Genomic DNA, 12601 nt, shown 5'->3' with positions numbered 1-12601 from the left:
CCTCTGTAATTGGAGTATCACCATCGAATAACTCCGGATGCTCAGCAACAGAGAGAGCGCTGATTTGTTAACCTGATTCCGGTGAAAAACGCTATCTTCACAACCTTACAAATTTCGTGGAATGCAGCTCGCAATCTGCGCGTTGCGATTAATTTCTACCCGATGCTTGCGTCAGGCTCAGATTTGCGTATAATGCGCGGGCTTGTCGTAGTTGACAGCAGGTTCAATCTGAACCTCAGTTAGCCGAATTTGGCTACCTAACAATGCTCCCAATCGGGGAGCTACGTAAGAACGGTTACACTCTCCCATCAATCGTAATGGGTCTGAGGAGTAATCATTTTCGTTTATAAAATAATTGGAGCTCTGGTCTCATGCAGAACCAAAGAATCCGTATCCGCCTGAAAGCGTTTGATCATCGTCTGATCGATCAAGCAACCGCGGAAATCGTCGAGACTGCCAAGCGCACTGGTGCGCAGGTCCGTGGTCCGATCCCGCTGCCGACACGCAAAGAGCGCTTCACTGTTCTGATCTCCCCGCACGTCAACAAAGACGCGCGCGATCAGTACGAAATCCGTACTCACTTGCGTCTGGTTGACATCGTTGAGCCAACCGAGAAAACCGTTGATGCTCTGATGCGTCTGGATCTGGCTGCCGGTGTAGACGTGCAGATCAGCCTGGGTTAATCAGGTCATTGAGCGATTGAGAGGTTGAAACAATGATTGGTTTAGTCGGTAAAAAAGTGGGTATGACCCGTATCTTCACAGAAGACGGCGTTTCTATCCCAGTAACCGTAATCGAAGTTGAAGCAAACCGCGTTACTCAGGTTAAAGACCTGGCTAACGATGGCTACCGTGCTATTCAGGTGACCACCGGTGCTAAAAAAGCTAACCGTGTGACCAAGCCTGAAGCTGGCCACTTCGCTAAAGCTGGCGTAGAAGCTGGCCGTGGTCTGTGGGAATTCCGCCTGGCTGAAGGCGAAGAGTTCACTGTAGGTCAGAGCATTAGCGTTGAACTGTTTGCTGACGTTAAAAAAGTTGACGTAACTGGCACCTCTAAAGGTAAAGGTTTCGCAGGTACCGTTAAGCGCTGGAACTTCCGTACCCAGGACGCTACTCACGGTAACTCCTTGTCTCACCGCGTTCCGGGTTCTATCGGTCAGAACCAGACTCCGGGCAAAGTGTTCAAAGGCAAGAAAATGGCAGGTCAGATGGGTAACGAACGTGTAACCGTTCAGAGCCTTGACGTAGTACGCGTTGACGCTGAGCGCAACCTGCTGCTGGTTAAAGGTGCTGTCCCGGGTGCAACCGGTAGCGACCTGATCGTTAAACCAGCTGTGAAGGCGTAAGGAGATAGCAATGGAATTAGTATTGAAAGACGCGCAGAGCGCGCTGACTGTTTCCGAAACTACCTTCGGTCGTGATTTCAACGAAGCGCTGGTTCACCAGGTTGTTGTTGCTTATGCAGCTGGTGCTCGTCAGGGTACTCGTGCTCAGAAGACTCGTGCTGAAGTAACTGGTTCCGGTAAAAAACCGTGGCGCCAGAAAGGCACCGGCCGTGCGCGTTCTGGTTCTATCAAGAGCCCGATCTGGCGTTCTGGTGGCGTGACCTTTGCTGCTCGTCCGCAGGACCACAGTCAAAAAGTTAACAAGAAGATGTACCGCGGCGCGCTGAAAAGCATCCTGTCCGAACTGGTACGTCAGGATCGTCTGATCGTTGTCGAGAAGTTCTCTGTAGAAGCGCCGAAAACTAAGCTGCTGGCACAGAAACTGAAAGACATGGCTCTGGAAGATGTGCTGATCATCACCGGTGAGCTGGACGAAAACCTGTTCCTGGCTGCGCGCAACCTGCACAAGGTTGACGTACGCGATGCAACTGGTATCGACCCGGTTAGCCTGATCGCCTTCGACAAAGTCGTAATGACTGCTGATGCTGTTAAGCAAGTTGAGGAGATGCTGGCATGATTCGTGAAGAACGTCTGCTGAAGGTGCTGCGTGCACCGCACGTTTCTGAAAAAGCGTCTACTGCGATGGAAAAATCCAACACCATCGTACTCAAAGTTGCTAAAGACGCGACCAAAGCAGAAATCAAAGCTGCTGTGCAGAAACTGTTTGAAGTCGAAGTCGAAGTCGTTAACACCCTGGTAGTTAAAGGGAAAGTTAAACGTCACGGACAGCGTATCGGTCGTCGTAGCGACTGGAAAAAAGCTTACGTCACCCTGAAAGAAGGCCAGAATCTGGACTTCGTTGGCGGCGCTGAGTAAGTCGGAGGAGTAATACAATGGCAGTTGTTAAATGTAAACCGACATCTCCGGGTCGTCGCCACGTAGTTAAAGTGGTTAACCCTGAGCTGCACAAGGGCAAACCTTTTGCTCCGTTGCTGGAAAAAAACAGCAAATCCGGTGGTCGTAACAACAATGGCCGTATCACCACTCGTCATATCGGTGGTGGCCACAAGCAGGCTTACCGTATTGTTGACTTCAAACGCAACAAAGACGGTATCCCGGCAGTTGTTGAACGTCTTGAGTACGATCCGAACCGTTCCGCGAACATCGCGCTGGTTCTGTACAAAGACGGTGAACGCCGTTACATCCTGGCCCCTAAAGGCCTGAAAGCTGGCGACCAGATTCAGTCTGGCGTTGATGCTGCAATCAAACCAGGTAACACCCTGCCGATGCGCAACATCCCGGTTGGTTCTACTGTTCATAACGTAGAAATGAAACCAGGTAAAGGCGGTCAGCTGGCACGTTCCGCTGGTACTTACGTTCAGATCGTTGCTCGTGATGGTGCTTATGTCACCCTGCGTCTGCGTTCTGGTGAAATGCGTAAAGTAGAAGCAGACTGCCGTGCAACTCTGGGCGAAGTTGGCAATGCTGAGCATATGCTGCGCGTTCTGGGTAAAGCAGGTGCTGCACGCTGGCGTGGTGTTCGTCCGACCGTTCGCGGTACCGCGATGAACCCGGTAGACCACCCACATGGTGGTGGTGAAGGTCGTAACTTTGGTAAGCACCCGGTAACTCCGTGGGGCGTTCAGACCAAAGGTAAGAAGACCCGCAGCAACAAGCGTACTGATAAATTCATCGTACGTCGCCGTAGCAAATAATTTTAGAGGATAAGCCATGCCACGTTCTCTCAAGAAAGGTCCTTTTATTGACCTGCACTTGCTGAAGAAGGTAGAGAAAGCGGTGGAAAGCGGAGACAAGAAGCCCCTGCGCACTTGGTCCCGTCGTTCAACGATCTTTCCTAACATGATCGGTTTGACCATCGCTGTCCATAATGGTCGTCAGCACGTTCCGGTATTTGTAACCGACGAAATGGTCGGTCACAAACTGGGTGAATTCGCACCGACTCGTACTTATCGCGGCCACGCTGCTGATAAAAAAGCGAAGAAGAAATAAGGTAGGAGGAAGAGATGGAAACTATCGCTAAACATCGCCATGCTCGTTCTTCTGCTCAGAAGGTTCGCCTTGTTGCTGACCTGATTCGCGGTAAGAAAGTGTCGCAGGCTCTGGATATTCTGACCTACACCAACAAGAAAGCGGCTGTACTGGTCAAGAAGGTTCTGGAATCTGCCATTGCTAACGCTGAACACAACGATGGCGCTGACATTGACGATCTGAAAGTTACGAAAATTTTCGTAGACGAAGGCCCGAGCATGAAGCGCATTATGCCGCGTGCAAAAGGTCGTGCAGATCGCATCCTGAAGCGCACCAGCCACATCACTGTGGTTGTGTCCGATCGCTGAGACTCTGGAGACTAGCAATGGGTCAGAAAGTACATCCTAATGGTATTCGCCTGGGTATTGTAAAACCATGGAACTCTACCTGGTTTGCGAACACCAAAGAATTCGCTGACAACCTGGACAGCGATTTTAAAGTACGTCAGTACCTGACTAAGGAACTGGCTAAAGCGTCCGTATCTCGTATCGTTATCGAGCGTCCGGCTAAGAGCATCCGTGTAACCATTCACACTGCTCGCCCGGGTATAGTTATCGGTAAAAAAGGTGAAGACGTAGAAAAACTGCGTAAGGTCGTAGCGGACATCGCTGGCGTTCCTGCACAGATCAACATCGCCGAAGTTCGTAAGCCTGAACTGGACGCAAAACTGGTTGCTGACAGCATCACTTCTCAGCTGGAACGTCGCGTTATGTTCCGTCGTGCTATGAAGCGTGCTGTACAGAACGCAATGCGTCTGGGCGCTAAAGGTATTAAAGTTGAAGTTAGCGGCCGTCTGGGCGGCGCGGAAATCGCACGTACCGAATGGTACCGCGAAGGTCGCGTACCGCTGCACACTCTGCGTGCTGACATCGACTACAACACCTCTGAAGCGCACACCACTTACGGTGTAATCGGCGTTAAAGTGTGGATCTTCAAAGGCGAGATCCTGGGTGGTATGGCTGCTGTTGAACAACCGGAAAAACCGGCTGCTCAGCCTAAAAAGCAGCAGCGTAAAGGCCGTAAATAAGGAGCGTCGCTGATGTTACAACCAAAGCGTACAAAATTCCGTAAAATGCACAAAGGCCGTAACCGCGGTCTGGCGCAGGGTACGGATGTTAGCTTCGGCAGCTTCGGTCTGAAAGCTGTTGGCCGTGGTCGTCTGACTGCCCGTCAGATCGAAGCAGCACGTCGTGCTATGACCCGTGCAGTTAAGCGTCAAGGTAAGATCTGGATCCGTGTGTTCCCGGACAAACCGATCACTGAAAAGCCGCTGGCAGTGCGTATGGGTAAAGGTAAAGGTAACGTGGAGTACTGGGTTGCCTTGATTCAGCCGGGTAAAGTCCTGTATGAAATGGACGGTGTTCCGGAAGAGCTGGCCCGTGAAGCATTCAAGCTGGCAGCAGCGAAACTGCCGATTAAAACCACCTTTGTAACTAAGACGGTGATGTAATGAAAGCAAAAGAGCTGCGTGAGAAGAGCGTTGAAGAGCTGAACACCGAGCTGCTGAACCTGCTGCGTGAGCAGTTCAACCTGCGTATGCAGGCTGCAAGTGGCCAGCTGCAACAGTCTCACCTGTTGAAGCAAGTGCGTCGCGATGTCGCACGCGTTAAGACTTTACTGAACGAGAAGGCGGGTGCGTAATGACCGATAAAATCCGTACTCTGCAAGGTCGCGTTGTTAGCGACAAAATGGAGAAATCCATTGTTGTTGCTATCGAACGTTTTGTGAAACACCCGATCTACGGTAAATTCATCAAGCGTACGACCAAACTGCACGTACATGACGAGAACAACGAATGCGGTATCGGTGACGTGGTTGAAATCCGCGAATGCCGTCCGCTGTCCAAGACTAAATCCTGGACGCTGGTTCGCGTTGTAGAGAAAGCGGTTCTGTAATACAGTACACTCTCTCGATACGAATAAACGGCTCAGAAATGAGCCGTTTATTTTTTCTACCCATATCCTTGAAGCGGTGTTATAATGCCGCGCCCTCGATATGGGGATTTTTAACGACCTGATTTTCGGGTCTCAGTAGTAGTTGACATTAGCGGAGCACTAAAATGATCCAAGAACAGACTATGCTGAACGTCGCCGACAACTCCGGTGCACGTCGCGTAATGTGTATCAAGGTTCTGGGTGGCTCGCACCGTCGCTACGCAGGCGTAGGCGACATCATCAAGATCACCATCAAAGAAGCAATTCCGCGTGGTAAGGTCAAAAAAGGTGATGTGCTGAAGGCGGTAGTGGTGCGCACCAAGAAGGGTGTTCGTCGCCCGGACGGTTCTGTCATTCGCTTCGATGGTAATGCTTGTGTTCTTCTGAACAACAACAGCGAGCAGCCTATCGGTACGCGTATTTTTGGGCCGGTAACTCGTGAGCTTCGTAGTGAGAAGTTCATGAAAATTATCTCTCTGGCACCAGAAGTACTCTAAGGAGCGAATCATGGCAGCGAAAATCCGTCGTGATGACGAAGTTATCGTGTTAACCGGTAAAGATAAAGGTAAACGCGGTAAAGTTAAGAATGTCCTGTCTTCCGGCAAGGTCATTGTTGAAGGTATCAACCTGGTTAAGAAACATCAGAAGCCGGTTCCGGCCCTGAACCAACCGGGTGGCATCGTTGAAAAAGAAGCCGCTATTCAGGTTTCCAACGTAGCAATCTTCAATGCGGCAACCGGCAAGGCTGACCGTGTAGGCTTTAGATTCGAAGACGGCAAAAAAGTCCGTTTCTTCAAGTCTAACAGCGAAACTATCAAGTAATTTGGAGTAGTACGATGGCGAAACTGCATGATTACTACAAAGACGAAGTAGTTAAAAAACTCATGACTGAGTTTAACTACAATTCTGTCATGCAAGTCCCTCGGGTCGAGAAGATCACCCTGAACATGGGTGTTGGTGAAGCGATCGCTGACAAAAAACTGCTGGATAACGCAGCAGCAGACCTGGCAGCAATCTCCGGTCAAAAACCGCTGATCACCAAAGCACGCAAATCTGTTGCAGGCTTCAAAATCCGTCAGGGCTATCCGATCGGCTGTAAAGTAACTCTGCGTGGCGAACGCATGTGGGAGTTCTTTGAGCGCCTGATCACTATTGCTGTACCTCGTATCCGTGACTTCCGTGGCCTGTCCGCTAAGTCTTTCGACGGTCGTGGTAACTACAGCATGGGTGTCCGTGAGCAGATCATCTTCCCAGAAATCGACTACGATAAAGTCGACCGCGTTCGTGGTTTGGATATTACCATTACCACTACTGCGAAATCTGACGAAGAAGGCCGCGCTCTGCTGGCTGCCTTTGACTTCCCGTTCCGCAAGTAAGGTAGGGTTACTAAATGGCTAAGCAATCAATGAAAGCACGCGAAGTAAAACGCGTAGCTTTAGCTGATAAATACTTCGCGAAACGCGCTGAACTGAAAGCGATCATCTCTGATGTGAACGCTTCCGACGAAGATCGTTGGAACGCTGTTCTCAAGCTGCAGACTCTGCCGCGTGATTCCAGCCCGTCTCGTCAGCGTAACCGCTGCCGTCAAACAGGTCGTCCGCATGGTTTCCTGCGGAAGTTCGGGTTGAGCCGTATTAAGGTCCGTGAAGCCGCTATGCGCGGTGAAATCCCGGGTCTGAAAAAGGCTAGCTGGTAATTGTCACCAATTGAATCACGGGAGTAAAGACAGATGAGCATGCAAGATCCGATCGCGGATATGCTGACCCGTATCCGTAACGGTCAGGCCGCGAACAAAGCTGCGGTCACCATGCCTTCCTCCAAGCTGAAAGTGGCAATCGCCAACGTGCTGAAGGAAGAAGGTTTTATTGAAGATTTTAAAGTTGAAGGCGACACCAAGCCTGAACTGGAACTTACTCTGAAGTATTTCCAGGGCAAAGCTGTTGTAGAAAGCATTCAGCGTGTCAGCCGCCCAGGTCTGCGCATCTATAAACGTAAAGATGAGCTGCCGAAAGTTATGGCGGGTCTGGGTATCGCAGTTGTTTCTACCTCTAAAGGTGTTATGACTGATCGTGCAGCGCGCCAGGCTGGTCTTGGTGGCGAAATTATCTGCTACGTAGCCTAATCGGAGGAAAAAATGTCTCGTGTTGCTAAAGCACCGGTCGTTGTTCCTGCCGGCGTTGACGTAAAAATCAACGGTCAGGTTATTACGATCAAAGGTAAAAACGGCGAGCTGACTCGTACTCTCAACGATGCTGTTGAAGTTAAACATGCAGATAATACCCTGACCTTCGGTCCGCGTGATGGTTACGCAGACGGTTGGGCACAGGCTGGTACCGCGCGTGCCCTGCTGAACTCAATGGTTATCGGTGTTACCGAAGGCTTCACTAAGAAGCTGCAGCTGGTTGGTGTAGGTTACCGTGCAGCGGTTAAAGGCAATGTGATTAACCTGTCTCTGGGTTTCTCTCATCCTGTTGACCATCAGCTGCCTGCGGGTATCACTGCTGAATGTCCGACTCAGACTGAAATCGTGCTGAAAGGCGCTGATAAGCAGGTGATCGGCCAGGTTGCAGCGGATCTGCGCGCCTACCGTCGTCCTGAGCCTTATAAAGGCAAGGGTGTTCGTTACGCCGACGAAGTCGTGCGTACCAAAGAGGCTAAGAAGAAGTAAGGTAACACTATGGATAAGAAATCTGCTCGTATCCGTCGTGCGACCCGCGCACGCCGCAAGCTCCAGGAGCTGGGCGCAACTCGCCTGGTGGTACATCGTACCCCGCGTCACATTTACGCACAGGTAATTGCACCGAACGGTTCTGAAGTTCTGGTAGCTGCTTCTACTGTAGAAAAAGCTATCGCTGAACAACTGAAGTACACCGGTAACAAAGACGCGGCTGCAGCTGTGGGTAAAGCTGTCGCTGAACGCGCTCTGGAAAAAGGCATCAAAGATGTATCCTTTGACCGTTCCGGGTTCCAATATCATGGTCGTGTCCAGGCACTGGCAGATGCTGCCCGTGAAGCTGGCCTTCAGTTCTAAGGTAGAGGTGTAAGATGGCTCACATCGAAAAACAAGCTGGCGAACTGCAGGAAAAGCTGATCGCGGTAAACCGCGTATCTAAAACCGTTAAAGGTGGTCGTATTTTCTCCTTCACAGCTCTGACTGTAGTTGGCGATGGTAACGGTCGCGTTGGTTTTGGTTACGGTAAAGCGCGTGAAGTTCCAGCAGCGATCCAGAAAGCGATGGAAAAAGCCCGTCGCAATATGATTAACGTCGCGCTGAATAACGGCACTCTGCAACACCCTGTTAAAGGTGTTCACACGGGTTCTCGCGTATTCATGCAGCCGGCTTCCGAAGGTACCGGTATCATCGCCGGTGGTGCAATGCGCGCCGTTCTGGAAGTCGCTGGGGTTCATAACGTTCTGGCTAAAGCATATGGTTCCACCAACCCGATCAACGTGGTTCGTGCAACTATTGATGGCCTGGAAAATATGAATTCTCCAGAAATGGTCGCTGCCAAGCGTGGTAAATCCGTTGAAGAAATTCTGGGGAAATAAACCATGGCAAAGACTATTAAAATTACTCAAACCCGCAGTGCAATCGGTCGTCTGCCGAAACACAAGGCAACGCTGCTTGGCCTGGGTCTGCGTCGTATTGGTCACACCGTAGAGCGCGAGGATACTCCTGCTATTCGCGGTATGATCAACGCGGTTTCCTTCATGGTTAAAGTTGAGGAGTAAGAGATGCGTTTAAATACTCTGTCTCCGGCCGAAGGCTCCAAAAAGGCGGGTAAACGCCTGGGTCGTGGTATCGGTTCTGGCCTCGGTAAAACCGGTGGTCGTGGTCACAAAGGTCAGAAGTCTCGTTCTGGCGGTGGCGTACGTCGCGGTTTCGAGGGTGGTCAGATGCCTCTGTACCGTCGTCTGCCGAAATTCGGCTTCACTTCTCGTAAAGCAGCGATTACAGCCGAAGTTCGTCTGTCTGACCTGGCTAAAGTAGAAGGCGGTGTAGTAGACCTGAACACGCTGAAAGCGGCTAACATTATCGGTATCCAGATCGAGTTCGCGAAAGTGATCCTGGCTGGCGAAGTAACGACTCCGGTAACTGTTCGTGGCCTGCGTGTTACTAAAGGCGCTCGTGCTGCTATCGAAGCTGCTGGCGGTAAAATCGAGGAATAAGTAGCAGATGGCTAAACAACCGGGATTAGATTTTCAAAGTGCCAAAGGTGGCTTAGGCGAGCTGAAACGCAGACTGCTGTTTGTTATCGGTGCGCTGATTGTGTTCCGTATTGGCTCTTTTATTCCGATCCCTGGTATTGATGCCGCTGTACTTGCCAAACTGCTTGAGCAACAGCGAGGCACCATCATTGAGATGTTTAACATGTTCTCTGGTGGTGCTCTCAGCCGTGCTTCTATCTTTGCTCTGGGGATCATGCCGTATATTTCGGCGTCGATCATTATCCAGCTGCTGACGGTGGTTCACCCAACGTTGGCAGAAATTAAGAAAGAAGGGGAGTCTGGTCGTCGTAAGATCAGCCAGTACACCCGCTACGGTACTCTGGTGCTGGCAATATTCCAGTCGATCGGTATTGCTACCGGTCTGCCGAATATGCCTGGTATGCAAGGCCTGGTGATTAACCCGGGCTTTGCATTCTACTTCACCGCTGTTGTAAGTCTGGTCACAGGAACGATGTTCCTGATGTGGTTGGGCGAACAGATCACTGAACGAGGTATCGGCAACGGTATTTCAATCATTATCTTCGCCGGTATTGTCGCGGGACTCCCGCCAGCCATTGCCCATACTATCGAGCAAGCGCGTCAAGGCGACCTGCACTTCCTCGTGTTGCTGTTGGTTGCAGTATTAGTATTTGCAGTGACGTTCTTTGTTGTATTTGTTGAGCGTGGTCAACGCCGCATTGTGGTAAACTACGCGAAACGTCAGCAAGGTCGTCGTGTCTATGCTGCACAGAGCACACATTTACCGCTGAAAGTGAATATGGCGGGGGTAATCCCGGCAATCTTCGCTTCCAGTATTATTCTGTTCCCGGCGACCATCGCGTCATGGTTCGGGGGCGGTACTGGTTGGAACTGGCTGACAACAATTTCGCTGTATTTGCAGCCTGGGCAACCGCTTTATGTGTTACTCTATGCGTCTGCAATCATCTTCTTCTGTTTCTTCTACACGGCGTTGGTTTTCAACCCGCGTGAAACAGCAGATAACCTGAAGAAGTCCGGTGCATTTGTACCAGGAATTCGTCCGGGAGAGCAAACGGCGAAGTATATCGATAAAGTAATGACCCGCCTGACCCTGGTTGGTGCGCTGTATATTACCTTTATCTGCCTGATCCCGGAGTTCATGCGTGATGCAATGAAAGTACCGTTCTACTTCGGTGGGACCTCACTGCTTATCGTTGTTGTCGTGATTATGGACTTTATGGCTCAAGTGCAAACTCTGATGATGTCCAGTCAGTATGAGTCTGCATTGAAGAAGGCGAACCTGAAAGGCTACGGCCGATAATTGGTCGCCCGAGAAGTTACGGAGAGTAAAAATGAAAGTTCGTGCTTCCGTCAAGAAATTATGCCGTAACTGCAAAATCGTTAAGCGTGATGGTGTCATCCGTGTGATTTGCAGTGCCGAGCCGAAGCATAAACAGCGCCAAGGCTGATTTTTTCGCATATTTTTCTTGCAAAGTTGGGTTGAGCTGGCTAGATTAGCCAGCCAATCTTTTGTATGTCTGTGCGTTTCCATTTGAGTATCCTGAAAACGGGCTTTTCAGCATGGAACGTACATATTAAATAGTAGGAGTGCATAGTGGCCCGTATAGCAGGCATTAACATTCCTGATCATAAGCATGCCGTAATCGCATTAACTTCGATTTATGGCGTCGGCAAGACCCGTTCTAAAGCCATCCTGGCTGCAGCGGGTATCGCTGAAGATGTTAAGATCAGTGAGCTGTCTGAAGGACAAATCGACACGCTGCGTGACGAAGTTGCCAAATTTGTCGTTGAAGGTGATCTGCGCCGTGAAATCAGCATGAGCATCAAGCGCCTGATGGATCTTGGTTGCTATCGCGGTTTGCGTCATCGTCGTGGTCTCCCGGTTCGCGGTCAGCGTACCAAGACCAACGCACGTACCCGTAAGGGTCCGCGCAAACCGATCAAGAAATAATCGGGGTGATTGAATAATGGCAAAGGCACCAATTCGTGCACGTAAACGTGTAAGAAAACAAGTCTCTGACGGCGTGGCTCATATCCATGCTTCTTTCAACAACACCATCGTGACTATCACTGATCGTCAGGGTAACGCGTTGGGTTGGGCAACAGCCGGTGGTTCCGGTTTCCGTGGTTCTCGCAAATCCACTCCGTTTGCAGCTCAGGTTGCAGCAGAGCGTTGCGCTGACGCCGTGAAAGAATACGGCATCAAGAATCTGGAAGTTATGGTTAAAGGTCCGGGTCCAGGCCGCGAATCTACTATTCGTGCTCTGAACGCCGCAGGTTTCCGCATCACTAACATTACTGATGTGACTCCGATCCCTCATAACGGTTGTCGTCCGCCGAAAAAACGTCGCGTATAACGCCTCGTTTTCCAGGTTTGTTGGAGAAAGAAAATGGCAAGATATTTGGGTCCTAAGCTCAAGCTGAGCCGTCGTGAGGGCACCGACTTATTCCTTAAGTCTGGCGTTCGCGCGATCGATACCAAGTGTAAAATTGAACAAGCTCCTGGCCAGCACGGTGCGCGTAAACCGCGTCTGTCTGACTATGGTGTGCAGTTGCGTGAAAAGCAAAAAGTTCGCCGTATCTATGGTGTGCTGGAGCGTCAGTTCCGTAACTACTACAAAGAAGCAGCACGTCTGAAAGGCAACACCGGTGAAAACCTGTTGGCTCTGCTGGAAGGTCGTCTGGACAACGTTGTATACCGTATGGGCTTCGGTGCCACTCGTGCAGAAGCACGTCAGCTGGTTAGCCATAAAGCAATTATGGTAAACGGTCGTGTTGTTAACATCGCTTCTTATCAGGTTAGTCCGAATGACGTTGTAAGCATTCGTGAGAAAGCGAAGAAGCAGTCTCGCGTGAAAGCCGCTCTGGAGCTGGCTGAGCAGCGTGAAAAGCCAACCTGGCTGGAAGTTGATGCTGGCAAGATGGAAGGTACGTTTAAGCGTAAGCCGGAGCGTTCTGATCTGTCTGCGGACATTAACGAACACCTGATCGTCGAGCTTTACTCCAAGTAAAGCTTAGTACCAAA

General features: G+C 50.6%; 26 protein-coding genes. All 26 read left to right on the top strand.

Annotated features, from left to right (window positions below):
- Window positions 1-371 precede the first annotated feature (371 nt).
- The 26 genes from rpsJ to rpsD all read left to right on the top strand — a co-directional run bounded on the left by rpsJ (window position 372) and on the right by rpsD (window position 12587).
- The gene (gene rpsJ, locus HUZ68_RS20860; protein WP_001181004.1) at window positions 372-683 is read left to right on the top strand and encodes a 30S ribosomal protein S10; all 312 of its coding nucleotides are present in this window, start codon (window positions 372-374) and stop codon (window positions 681-683) included.
- 32 nt (window positions 684-715) lie between these two features.
- Window positions 716-1345, top strand: coding sequence for a 50S ribosomal protein L3 (rplC, locus tag HUZ68_RS20855; protein ID WP_000579833.1), 630 nt, complete (start codon window positions 716-718; stop codon window positions 1343-1345).
- A gap of 10 nt (window positions 1346-1355) precedes the next feature.
- Window positions 1356-1961, top strand: coding sequence for a 50S ribosomal protein L4 (gene rplD, locus HUZ68_RS20850; RefSeq protein WP_000424395.1), 606 nt, complete (start codon window positions 1356-1358; stop codon window positions 1959-1961).
- Window positions 1958-2260 carry a 50S ribosomal protein L23 gene (rplW, locus tag HUZ68_RS20845; protein ID WP_000617544.1) on the top strand — a complete coding sequence of 101 codons (303 nt, stop codon included), beginning with the start codon at window positions 1958-1960 and terminating at the stop codon, window positions 2258-2260. Before rplD ends, rplW begins: the two co-directional genes overlap by 4 nt.
- 17 nt (window positions 2261-2277) lie before the next feature.
- Window positions 2278-3099 carry a 50S ribosomal protein L2 gene (gene rplB / locus HUZ68_RS20840; protein ID WP_000301864.1) on the top strand — a complete coding sequence of 274 codons (822 nt, stop codon included), beginning with the start codon at window positions 2278-2280 and terminating at the stop codon, window positions 3097-3099.
- A 16-nt stretch (window positions 3100-3115) separates the two neighbouring features.
- Window positions 3116-3394: a 30S ribosomal protein S19 gene (gene rpsS, locus HUZ68_RS20835; RefSeq protein ID WP_001138117.1), complete on the top strand. Its 279-nt coding sequence runs from the start codon at window positions 3116-3118 to the stop codon at window positions 3392-3394.
- Window positions 3395-3408: 14 nt separating this feature from the next.
- Window positions 3409-3741, top strand: a complete 333-nt coding sequence (gene rplV / locus HUZ68_RS20830) for a 50S ribosomal protein L22 (protein ID WP_000447529.1) — start codon at window positions 3409-3411, stop codon at window positions 3739-3741.
- A 17-nt stretch (window positions 3742-3758) separates the two neighbouring features.
- On the top strand, window positions 3759-4460 hold the full coding sequence (rpsC, locus tag HUZ68_RS20825) for a 30S ribosomal protein S3 (protein WP_000529945.1): 702 nt from the start codon (window positions 3759-3761) through the stop codon (window positions 4458-4460).
- Between the two features lie 12 nt (window positions 4461-4472).
- Window positions 4473-4883 carry a 50S ribosomal protein L16 gene (gene rplP / locus HUZ68_RS20820; RefSeq protein WP_000941212.1) on the top strand — a complete coding sequence of 137 codons (411 nt, stop codon included), beginning with the start codon at window positions 4473-4475 and terminating at the stop codon, window positions 4881-4883.
- Entirely contained in the window at window positions 4883-5074 is a 192-nt protein-coding gene (gene rpmC, locus HUZ68_RS20815) for a 50S ribosomal protein L29 (protein WP_000644741.1), read from the top strand. Before rplP ends, rpmC begins: the two co-directional genes overlap by 1 nt.
- A complete protein-coding gene (gene rpsQ / locus HUZ68_RS20810) occupies window positions 5074-5328 on the top strand; it encodes a 30S ribosomal protein S17 (protein WP_000130100.1) in 255 nt (84 codons plus the stop codon). The genes rpmC and rpsQ overlap by 1 nt, the downstream gene beginning before the upstream one ends.
- Before the next feature lie 164 nt (window positions 5329-5492).
- Complete coding sequence (gene rplN, locus HUZ68_RS20805) at window positions 5493-5864, top strand: 50S ribosomal protein L14 (protein WP_000613955.1); 372 nt, start codon at window positions 5493-5495, stop codon at window positions 5862-5864.
- Window positions 5865-5874: 10 nt separating this feature from the next.
- Window positions 5875-6189 carry a 50S ribosomal protein L24 gene (gene rplX, locus HUZ68_RS20800; RefSeq protein ID WP_000729185.1) on the top strand — a complete coding sequence of 105 codons (315 nt, stop codon included), beginning with the start codon at window positions 5875-5877 and terminating at the stop codon, window positions 6187-6189.
- A gap of 14 nt (window positions 6190-6203) precedes the next feature.
- The gene (rplE, locus tag HUZ68_RS20795; RefSeq protein ID WP_001096200.1) at window positions 6204-6743 is read left to right on the top strand and encodes a 50S ribosomal protein L5; all 540 of its coding nucleotides are present in this window, start codon (window positions 6204-6206) and stop codon (window positions 6741-6743) included.
- Window positions 6744-6757: 14 nt separating this feature from the next.
- The gene (gene rpsN / locus HUZ68_RS20790) at window positions 6758-7063 is read left to right on the top strand and encodes a 30S ribosomal protein S14 (RefSeq protein ID WP_001118930.1); all 306 of its coding nucleotides are present in this window, start codon (window positions 6758-6760) and stop codon (window positions 7061-7063) included.
- 33 nt (window positions 7064-7096) lie between these two features.
- Window positions 7097-7489 (top strand): 30S ribosomal protein S8, encoded by a 393-nt coding sequence (gene rpsH / locus HUZ68_RS20785; protein ID WP_000062611.1) that lies wholly within the window; start codon window positions 7097-7099, stop codon window positions 7487-7489.
- Window positions 7490-7501: 12 nt separating this feature from the next.
- Window positions 7502-8035, top strand: coding sequence for a 50S ribosomal protein L6 (gene rplF / locus HUZ68_RS20780; protein ID WP_000091945.1), 534 nt, complete (start codon window positions 7502-7504; stop codon window positions 8033-8035).
- Window positions 8036-8044: 9 nt separating this feature from the next.
- Window positions 8045-8398: a 50S ribosomal protein L18 gene (gene rplR / locus HUZ68_RS20775; protein WP_000358960.1), complete on the top strand. Its 354-nt coding sequence runs from the start codon at window positions 8045-8047 to the stop codon at window positions 8396-8398.
- Window positions 8399-8412: 14 nt separating this feature from the next.
- Window positions 8413-8916, top strand: coding sequence for a 30S ribosomal protein S5 (rpsE, locus tag HUZ68_RS20770; RefSeq protein WP_000940121.1), 504 nt, complete (start codon window positions 8413-8415; stop codon window positions 8914-8916).
- A 3-nt stretch (window positions 8917-8919) separates the two neighbouring features.
- Window positions 8920-9099, top strand: coding sequence for a 50S ribosomal protein L30 (gene rpmD / locus HUZ68_RS20765; RefSeq protein WP_001140433.1), 180 nt, complete (start codon window positions 8920-8922; stop codon window positions 9097-9099).
- Between the two features lie 3 nt (window positions 9100-9102).
- Window positions 9103-9537: a 50S ribosomal protein L15 gene (gene rplO / locus HUZ68_RS20760; RefSeq protein WP_001238917.1), complete on the top strand. Its 435-nt coding sequence runs from the start codon at window positions 9103-9105 to the stop codon at window positions 9535-9537.
- Window positions 9538-9544: 7 nt separating this feature from the next.
- Complete coding sequence (gene secY / locus HUZ68_RS20755) at window positions 9545-10876, top strand: preprotein translocase subunit SecY (protein WP_001118861.1); 1332 nt, start codon at window positions 9545-9547, stop codon at window positions 10874-10876.
- Between the two features lie 31 nt (window positions 10877-10907).
- On the top strand, window positions 10908-11024 hold the full coding sequence (gene rpmJ, locus HUZ68_RS20750; protein WP_000868187.1) for a 50S ribosomal protein L36: 117 nt from the start codon (window positions 10908-10910) through the stop codon (window positions 11022-11024).
- A gap of 146 nt (window positions 11025-11170) precedes the next feature.
- Window positions 11171-11527 carry a 30S ribosomal protein S13 gene (gene rpsM / locus HUZ68_RS20745; protein ID WP_000090775.1) on the top strand — a complete coding sequence of 119 codons (357 nt, stop codon included), beginning with the start codon at window positions 11171-11173 and terminating at the stop codon, window positions 11525-11527.
- A gap of 16 nt (window positions 11528-11543) precedes the next feature.
- On the top strand, window positions 11544-11933 hold the full coding sequence (gene rpsK / locus HUZ68_RS20740) for a 30S ribosomal protein S11 (protein ID WP_001029684.1): 390 nt from the start codon (window positions 11544-11546) through the stop codon (window positions 11931-11933).
- 33 nt (window positions 11934-11966) lie between these two features.
- The gene (gene rpsD, locus HUZ68_RS20735; RefSeq protein WP_000135224.1) at window positions 11967-12587 is read left to right on the top strand and encodes a 30S ribosomal protein S4; all 621 of its coding nucleotides are present in this window, start codon (window positions 11967-11969) and stop codon (window positions 12585-12587) included.
- Window positions 12588-12601: the final 14 nt, after the last annotated feature.

It is taken from the genome of Shigella dysenteriae, assembly GCF_022354085.1.
Lineage (GTDB): Bacteria > Pseudomonadota > Gammaproteobacteria > Enterobacterales > Enterobacteriaceae > Escherichia > Escherichia coli.
This window is presented reverse-complemented; position numbering and strand designations above follow the sequence as displayed.

Bases quoted from the DNA above. Each gene is read 5' to 3' on its own strand.
- rpsJ (WP_001181004.1), top strand. From the start codon at position 372: ATGCAGAACCAAAGAATCCGTATCCGCCTGAAAGCGTTTGATCATCGT.
- rplC (WP_000579833.1), top strand. From the start codon at position 716: ATGATTGGTTTAGTCGGTAAAAAAGTGGGTATGACCCGTATCTTCACA.
- rplD (WP_000424395.1), top strand. From the start codon at position 1,356: ATGGAATTAGTATTGAAAGACGCGCAGAGCGCGCTGACTGTTTCCGAA.
- rplW (WP_000617544.1), top strand. From the start codon at position 1,958: ATGATTCGTGAAGAACGTCTGCTGAAGGTGCTGCGTGCACCGCACGTT.
- rplB (WP_000301864.1), top strand. From the start codon at position 2,278: ATGGCAGTTGTTAAATGTAAACCGACATCTCCGGGTCGTCGCCACGTA.
- rpsS (WP_001138117.1), top strand. From the start codon at position 3,116: ATGCCACGTTCTCTCAAGAAAGGTCCTTTTATTGACCTGCACTTGCTG.
- rplV (WP_000447529.1), top strand. From the start codon at position 3,409: ATGGAAACTATCGCTAAACATCGCCATGCTCGTTCTTCTGCTCAGAAG.
- rpsC (WP_000529945.1), top strand. From the start codon at position 3,759: ATGGGTCAGAAAGTACATCCTAATGGTATTCGCCTGGGTATTGTAAAA.
- rplP (WP_000941212.1), top strand. From the start codon at position 4,473: ATGTTACAACCAAAGCGTACAAAATTCCGTAAAATGCACAAAGGCCGT.
- rpmC (WP_000644741.1), top strand. From the start codon at position 4,883: ATGAAAGCAAAAGAGCTGCGTGAGAAGAGCGTTGAAGAGCTGAACACC.
- rpsQ (WP_000130100.1), top strand. From the start codon at position 5,074: ATGACCGATAAAATCCGTACTCTGCAAGGTCGCGTTGTTAGCGACAAA.
- rplN (WP_000613955.1), top strand. From the start codon at position 5,493: ATGATCCAAGAACAGACTATGCTGAACGTCGCCGACAACTCCGGTGCA.
- rplX (WP_000729185.1), top strand. From the start codon at position 5,875: ATGGCAGCGAAAATCCGTCGTGATGACGAAGTTATCGTGTTAACCGGT.
- rplE (WP_001096200.1), top strand. From the start codon at position 6,204: ATGGCGAAACTGCATGATTACTACAAAGACGAAGTAGTTAAAAAACTC.
- rpsN (WP_001118930.1), top strand. From the start codon at position 6,758: ATGGCTAAGCAATCAATGAAAGCACGCGAAGTAAAACGCGTAGCTTTA.
- rpsH (WP_000062611.1), top strand. From the start codon at position 7,097: ATGAGCATGCAAGATCCGATCGCGGATATGCTGACCCGTATCCGTAAC.
- rplF (WP_000091945.1), top strand. From the start codon at position 7,502: ATGTCTCGTGTTGCTAAAGCACCGGTCGTTGTTCCTGCCGGCGTTGAC.
- rplR (WP_000358960.1), top strand. From the start codon at position 8,045: ATGGATAAGAAATCTGCTCGTATCCGTCGTGCGACCCGCGCACGCCGC.
- rpsE (WP_000940121.1), top strand. From the start codon at position 8,413: ATGGCTCACATCGAAAAACAAGCTGGCGAACTGCAGGAAAAGCTGATC.
- rpmD (WP_001140433.1), top strand. From the start codon at position 8,920: ATGGCAAAGACTATTAAAATTACTCAAACCCGCAGTGCAATCGGTCGT.
- rplO (WP_001238917.1), top strand. From the start codon at position 9,103: ATGCGTTTAAATACTCTGTCTCCGGCCGAAGGCTCCAAAAAGGCGGGT.
- secY (WP_001118861.1), top strand. From the start codon at position 9,545: ATGGCTAAACAACCGGGATTAGATTTTCAAAGTGCCAAAGGTGGCTTA.
- rpmJ (WP_000868187.1), top strand. From the start codon at position 10,908: ATGAAAGTTCGTGCTTCCGTCAAGAAATTATGCCGTAACTGCAAAATC.
- rpsK (WP_001029684.1), top strand. From the start codon at position 11,544: ATGGCAAAGGCACCAATTCGTGCACGTAAACGTGTAAGAAAACAAGTC.
- rpsD (WP_000135224.1), top strand. From the start codon at position 11,967: ATGGCAAGATATTTGGGTCCTAAGCTCAAGCTGAGCCGTCGTGAGGGC.